General features: G+C 61.3%; 7 protein-coding genes. All 7 read left to right on the top strand.

Annotation, left to right across the window (positions count from 1 at the left end):
• Nucleotides 1–1199: peptidylprolyl isomerase (locus tag J4E53_RS29250; protein ID WP_207268254.1), on the top strand; the 1199-nt coding region annotated here is incomplete at its 5' end.
• On the top strand, nt 1196–2185 hold the full coding sequence (gene pdxA / locus J4E53_RS29245; protein ID WP_060740359.1) for a 4-hydroxythreonine-4-phosphate dehydrogenase PdxA: 990 nt from the start codon (nt 1196–1198) through the stop codon (nt 2183–2185). The genes J4E53_RS29250 and pdxA, both read left to right, overlap by 4 nt.
• Nucleotides 2182–3000 (top strand): 16S rRNA (adenine(1518)-N(6)/adenine(1519)-N(6))-dimethyltransferase RsmA, encoded by an 819-nt coding sequence (rsmA, locus tag J4E53_RS29240; RefSeq protein WP_060740358.1) that lies wholly within the window; start codon nt 2182–2184, stop codon nt 2998–3000. The genes pdxA and rsmA overlap by 4 nt, the downstream gene beginning before the upstream one ends.
• A 116-nt stretch (nt 3001–3116) precedes the next feature.
• On the top strand, nt 3117–3497 hold the full coding sequence (gene apaG, locus J4E53_RS29235) for a Co2+/Mg2+ efflux protein ApaG (RefSeq protein WP_053125932.1): 381 nt from the start codon (nt 3117–3119) through the stop codon (nt 3495–3497).
• Nucleotides 3497–4372 (top strand): symmetrical bis(5'-nucleosyl)-tetraphosphatase, encoded by an 876-nt coding sequence (locus tag J4E53_RS29230; protein WP_103308209.1) that lies wholly within the window; start codon nt 3497–3499, stop codon nt 4370–4372. The genes apaG and J4E53_RS29230 overlap by 1 nt, the downstream gene beginning before the upstream one ends.
• A gap of 32 nt (nt 4373–4404) precedes the next feature.
• Entirely contained in the window at nt 4405–4734 is a 330-nt protein-coding gene (gene glpE / locus J4E53_RS29225) for a thiosulfate sulfurtransferase GlpE (protein ID WP_060740356.1), read from the top strand.
• 299 nt (nt 4735–5033) lie between these two features.
• The gene (locus tag J4E53_RS29220; protein WP_053125937.1) at nt 5034–6956 is read left to right on the top strand and encodes a PrkA family serine protein kinase; all 1923 of its coding nucleotides are present in this window, start codon (nt 5034–5036) and stop codon (nt 6954–6956) included.
• Nucleotides 6957–6958 lie beyond the last annotated feature (2 nt).

Below are 6958 nucleotides of genomic sequence, written 5' to 3'. Positions count from 1 at the left end.
ACGTGGTCATGCAGAGCCAGCTGGACCAGCGCGTCCATGAAGTGCAGCAAACCATCGCCAAGCGCGGCGGTGGCCTGCCGCCCGCAGGCGTGCTGGACCAGCAAGTGCTCGAGCGCCTGATCGTCGAAAACCTGCAACTGCAGATCGGCGAACGCTCCGGCATTCGCATTACCGATGAAGAACTGAACCAGGCTGTCGGCACCATTGCCCAGCGCAATAACATGAGCATCGACCAGTTCCGCGCCGCCCTGGCTCGCGACGGCCTCTCCTACGAGGACGCCCGCGATCAGATCCGTCGCGAAATGGTCATCAGCCGTGTGCGCCAGCGCCGTGTCGCCGAACGCATCCAGGTGTCGGAGCAGGAAGTGAAGAACTTCCTCGCCTCCGACCTGGGCAAGATGCAGCTTTCCGAAGAGCTGCACCTGGCGAACATCCTGATTCCTACTCCGGAAAGCGCCAACTCCGAAGCCATCCAGAGCGCTTATCGCCAGGCAATGGATGTCTACCAGCAGCTCAAGCAAGGCGCTGATTTCGGCCAGATGGCCATTGCCAAGTCGGGCAGCGACAACGCCTTGGAAGGCGGCGACATGGGCTGGCGCAAGCCCGCTCAACTGCCGCCTCCGTTCGACCGTGAACTGAGCGCCATGGCCGTGGGCGACATCACCCAGCCAGCACGCACCCCAGGCGGCTTCATTATCCTGAAAGTGCTGGAAAAGCGCGGTGGCGGAACCCAGGTCCGTGACGAAGTGCATGTTCGCCACATCCTGATCAAGCCAAGCGAGATTCGCAGCGAAGCCGAGACCAAGCGCCTGGCGGAAAAACTCTACGACCGCATCGAAGCGGGCGAGGACTTCGCCGAACTGGCGAAGAGTTTCTCCGAAGACCCGGGGTCGGCCCTCAACGGCGGCGATCTGAACTGGGTTGACCCGAATGCACTGGTTCCCGAGTTCCGCCAGGTCATGGCCGATACGCCGCAAGGCCAACTGTCCAAGCCGTTCAAGAGCCCGTATGGCTGGCACGTACTGGAAGTCCTTGGCCGTCGCGCCACCGACAGCACCACCCAGGCGCGCGAACAACAAGCGATGACCGTATTGCGCAACCGCAAATACGACGAAGAGCTGCAAACCTGGCTGCGTCAGATTCGCGACGAAGCCTACGTTGAAATCAAACTTCCTGGTGCAGACCAGGCAGCGCAGTGAAACCCAAGCGTTTCGCGCTGACACCCGGCGAACCAGCCGGCATCGGTCCCGACCTGTGCCTGCTGCTCGCCTCGCACCCCCAGCCGCACCCCCTGATTGCCATCACCAGTCGCGACCTGCTCCTTGAGCGGGCCGCGCAACTGGGGGTGGTCGTCGACCTGTTGCCGGTGACGCCGCAGGCCTGGCCGGATGCTCCGGCGCCCGCCAACAGCCTGTATGTCTGGGATACGCCCTTGGGCGCCCCGGTCGTCACCGGGCAGCTGGACAAGGCCAACGCAGCGTTCGTCCTGCAAACCCTGACCCGCGCCGGCCAAGGCTGCCTGGACGGGGTGTTCGCTGGCATGATCACCGCACCGGTGCACAAGGGCGTGATCAACGAATCCGGGATTGCCTTTTCCGGACACACCGAATTCCTGGCGGACCTGACCCACACCGCGCAAGTGGTGATGATGCTCGCCACCCGCGGCCTGCGTGTGGCCCTGGTGACCACTCACCTGCCCTTGCGGGACATCGCCGACGCCATCACCCCGGAACGCCTGGAGCGGGTCACGCGCATCCTGCACGCCGACCTCCAGGAAAAATTCGGCATCGCCCGGCCACGTATCCTGGTCTGTGGGCTCAATCCCCATGCCGGCGAAGGCGGGCACCTGGGCCGTGAAGAAATCGACATCATCGAACCCACTTTGGAGCGCTTGCGCAGCGAGGGCATGGACCTGCGTGGCCCGCTGCCTGCCGACACTCTGTTTACCCCCAAATATCTGGAGCACTGCGATGCAGTGCTGGCGATGTACCACGACCAGGGCCTGCCCGTGCTGAAGTACAAAGGCTTCGGCGCGGCAGTCAACGTGACGTTGGGCCTGCCGATCATCCGTACCTCCGTGGACCATGGCACCGCCCTGGACCTGGCCGGCAGCGGCAAGATCGATACCGGCAGCCTGCAAGTCGCCCTGGAAACCGCCTACCAGATGGCCGAGACCCATTTATGACCGAGCAATACCAACACCGCGCGCGCAAGCGCTTCGGCCAGAACTTCCTGCATGACGCCGGCGTGATCGATCGCATCCTGCGCTCCATCCGGGCCAAGCCCGACGACCGCCTGCTGGAAATCGGGCCGGGCCAGGGCGCCCTGACCGAGGGCCTGCTCGACAGCGGCGCGCAACTGGACGTGGTGGAACTGGACAAGGACCTGGTCCCGATCCTCAACCAGCAGTTCGCCGGCAAGAGCAATTTCAACCTGCACCAGGGCGACGCACTGAAGTTCGACTTCAATAGCCTGAATGCCGCGCCGAACAGCCTGCGGGTGGTGGGAAACCTGCCGTACAACATCTCCACACCGCTGATCTTCCATCTGCTGAGCAACGCCAGCCTGATCCGCGACATGCACTTCATGCTGCAGAAAGAAGTGGTCGAGCGCCTCGCCGCCGGCCCTGGCGGTGGCGATTGGGGCCGCCTGTCGATCATGGTCCAGTACCATTGCCGGGTCGAACACCTGTTCAACGTCGGCCCGGGGGCATTCAACCCGCCGCCGAAAGTCGATTCGGCCATCGTCCGCCTGGTACCTCATGCCGTCCTGCCGCACCCGGCCAAGGATCATCGCCTGCTGGAGCGGGTGGTGCGCGAAGCGTTCAACCAACGCCGCAAAACCTTGCGCAACACCTTGAAACTGTTGCTCAGCAGCGCCGAAATCGAAGCCGCCGGCGTCGACGGCAGCCTGCGCCCCGAACAGCTGGACCTGGCAGCTTTCGTACGCCTGGCCGACAAGCTCAGCGAACAGGTCGCCCCGCAAGCCGACGCCAGCTGAACGGGTGACAAGCGCTATCGGGCAGTACGCCAGTCTGGTCTACTACCCGATACTTGGCCTAGACTGATCTCCTGAGTCGCGCCCGCGTCCCGCTTCGTTTTTAAGGCCTTATTTGCATGTCTGATCCTCGTTACCAGGTCGACGTCAGCGTCACCACCCGTTTTCTGGCAGAACAGTCGCAACCCGAGCATGACCGCTTCGCCTTCGCCTACAGCATTACCGTGCGCAACAATGGCTCCTTGCCGGCCAGGCTGCTGTCGCGGCACTGGGTCATCACCGATGGCGACGGCCATGTCGAAGAAGTGCGTGGTGAAGGCGTTGTCGGCCAGCAGCCGTTGATCGACGCCGGTAAAAGCCACAGCTACAGCAGCGGGACCGTGATGACCACCAAGGTCGGCACCATGCAGGGTACCTACCAGATGCTGGCCGAGGACGGCACACGCTTCGACGCCGTCATCAAGCCCTTTCGCCTGGCCGTGCCCGGAGCGCTGCACTAATGGCCACGTATGCGGTCGGCGACCTGCAAGGCTGTCTCGATCCGCTCAAATGCCTATTGGAACGCGTCGCCTTCGACCCCCGGAAAGACACGCTGTGGCTGGTGGGCGACCTGGTCAACCGTGGCCCGCAATCCCTTGAGACGTTGCGTTTTCTCTACGGCATCCGCCAGTCGCTGGTGTGCGTGCTCGGCAACCACGACCTGCACCTGTTGGCCGCCTGGCAGAACATCGAGCGCCTGAAAAAGTCCGACACCTTGAGTGAAATCCTCGACGCCCCCGATTGCGTTGAACTGCTGGAGTGGCTGCGCCAGCAAAAGCTCATGCACTACGACGAGCCACGGAACCTGGCGCTGGTCCATGCCGGCATCCCGCCCCAGTGGTCCCTGCGCAAGGCACTCAAGTGCGCCGGCGAGGTGGAGCAGGCACTGCGAGACGACAATCTGTTCGCGCCCTACCTCGATGGCATGTACGGCAACGAGCCAGTCAAGTGGGACAACGACCTCACCGGCAGCGCCCGCCTTCGCGTCATCACCAACTATTTCACGCGCATGCGCTTCTGCACCCGCGACGGCAAGCTCGATCTCAAGGGCAAGGAAGGCATCGAGACCGCACCACCCGGCTACGCCCCCTGGTTCAAGCACAGCGAGCGCAAGACCCGTCACCTGAAAATCATTTTCGGACACTGGGCGGCACTGGGCGGTCAATGCGACGAACCCGGCGTCTTCGCCCTCGATACCGGCTGCGTGTGGGGCAGCGCCATGACGCTGATGAACGTCGACACGGGCGAGCAACTGCATTGCGATTGCGACGAACAGGGCCACGCCAGAATCCATCACCCGACCACTGCACCATTGCCGGCCGGCACCGCCGTTTGACCGGCGTTGCGCTCAAGCTACAGGAGTCCCTCATGACCGAATTCAAACGCATCCCCCCGGAACAGGCCCAGGCCCTGCGCGAGCAAGGCGCGGTCGTCGTCGACGTCCGCGACCCAGCCACGTTCGCGGCTCTGCACATCAGTGGCGCCAAGCACCTGGATAACCATTCCATCGCCGACTTCATACGTGCCGCCGACCTCGATGCGCCGACCGTCGTGGTCTGCTATCACGGCAACTCCAGCCAGAGCGCAGCCGCCTATCTGATCAGCCAGGGCTTCACCGACGTCTACAGCCTGGACGGTGGTTTCGAGTTGTGGCGCACGACCTATCCTGCAGAAACAGCGCAAGGCACCGCCGAATAATTTTTTATGCCGGCCAAGCCCGCGTGAACCGTGGGCTTGAGCGATGGCAGACGAACGGTCAGCCACAACTAATTACGTATTCCACCTTTACCTCCGTGATTCCGAACTATCCTTAGCCTCAGGCCATCCAAAACAGGGGAGAGCCGGTACACCGGCGCGCGGGTCATCGGGAGTCAGCTTTCAGGAGCCTGCATTCTTGAAAGCATTCTGGGGGGTAAACGGCAACTGGGTTCCCAGCGGCTGTCCAGCATCGACTGATTGATCCGACACCGGCTCCACGTATCGAGCGAGGTGACGTCATGAGCATTTTTAGCCACTTCCAGCAACGTTTCGAGTCCACGCGGCAAGAGGAATACTCGCTGCAGGAATACCTCGAACTCTGCAAGCAGGACCGCAGTGCCTATGTGTCGGCTGCGGAGCGTCTGTTGCTGGCCATCGGAGAACCGGAGCTGCTGGATACCTCGACCAACTCGAGGCTCTCGCGCATCTTCTCCAACAAGGTGATTCGCCGCTATCCGGCCTTTGCGGACTTCCACGGGATGGAAGAATGCATCGAACAGATCGTGTCCTATTTCCGCCACGCCGCCCAAGGCCTGGAAGAGAAGAAACAAATCCTTTATCTGCTCGGCCCCGTGGGTGGTGGTAAATCGTCCCTGGCCGAAAAACTCAAGCAACTGATTGAAAAAGTGCCCTTCTATGCCATCAAGGGCTCGCCGGTGTTCGAATCGCCCCTGGGGCTGTTCAATGCAACAGAGGACGGCGCGATCCTCGAGGAAGACTTCGGTATTCCACGCCGCTACCTCAATACCATCATGTCGCCATGGGCGACCAAGCGCCTGGCCGAGTTCGGCGGTGATATCAGCCAGTTCCGGGTGGTCAAGCTCTATCCCTCGATCCTCAACCAGATCGCGGTAGCCAAGACCGAGCCAGGGGACGAAAACAACCAGGACATCTCGGCACTGGTGGGCAAGGTCGATATCCGCAAACTGGAAGAATTCCCACAGAACGACGCCGACGCCTACAGCTATTCGGGTGCGCTGTGCCGGGCCAACCAGGGCCTGATGGAATTCGTCGAGATGTTCAAGGCACCTATCAAGGTGCTGCACCCGCTGCTGACCGCCACCCAGGAAGGCAACTACAACAGCACCGAGGGCCTGGGGGCCATTCCGTTCACCGGCATCCTGCTGGCCCACTCCAACGAGTCGGAATGGCATACCTTCCGCAACAACAAGAACAACGAAGCCTTCATCGACCGGATCTATATCGTCAAGGTGCCGTACTGCCTGCGAGTGACCGACGAGGTGAAGATCTACGACAAACTGCTGTTCAACAGCTCGCTGTCCAAGGCTCATTGCGCCCCCGACACCCTGAAGATGCTGGCCCAGTTCACGGTACTGTCGCGTCTCAAGGAGCCGGAAAACTCCAACATCTATTCGAAGATGCGTGTGTACGACGGTGAAAACCTCAAGGACACCGATCCGAAGGCCAAGTCGATCCAGGAGTACCGCGACAACGCCGGCGTCGATGAAGGGATGAACGGGCTGTCCACACGCTTCGCGTTCAAGATCCTGTCCAAGGTCTTCAACTTCGACCCCCACGAAATTGCCGCCAACCCGGTTCACCTGCTGTATGTGCTGGAACAGCAGATCGAACAGGAACAATTCCAGGCCGAAACCCGCGAGCGTTACCTGCGCTTCCTCAAGGAATACCTGGCCCCACGCTACATCGAGTTCATCGGCAAGGAAATCCAGACGGCGTACCTGGAGTCCTACAGCGAATACGGCCAGAACATCTTCGACCGCTACGTGCTGTACGCAGACTTCTGGATCCAGGACCAGGAATACCGCGACCCGGAAACCGGCGAAATACTCAATCGCGTGGCCCTCAACGAGGAACTGGAAAAAATCGAGAAACCGGCGGGCATCAGCAATCCGAAGGATTTCCGCAACGAAATCGTCAACTTCGTGCTCCGCGCCCGGGCCAACAACAACGGCAAGAACCCAACCTGGCTCAGCTATGAAAAGCTGCGGGTGGTCATCGAGAAGAAAATGTTCTCCAACACCGAAGACCTGCTGCCCGTCATCAGCTTCAACGCCAAGGCCAGCAAGGAGGACCAGCAAAAACACAACGATTTCGTCACACGCATGGTCGAACGTGGCTACACCGACAAACAGGTACGACTGCTTTCCGAGTGGTACCTGCGGGTCCGGAAATCGCAGTAAGC

It is taken from the genome of Pseudomonas sp. FW305-28 (assembly GCF_017351395.1).
Taxonomy (GTDB): domain Bacteria; phylum Pseudomonadota; class Gammaproteobacteria; order Pseudomonadales; family Pseudomonadaceae; genus Aquipseudomonas; species Aquipseudomonas fluorescens_AA.
This window is presented reverse-complemented; position numbering and strand designations above follow the sequence as displayed.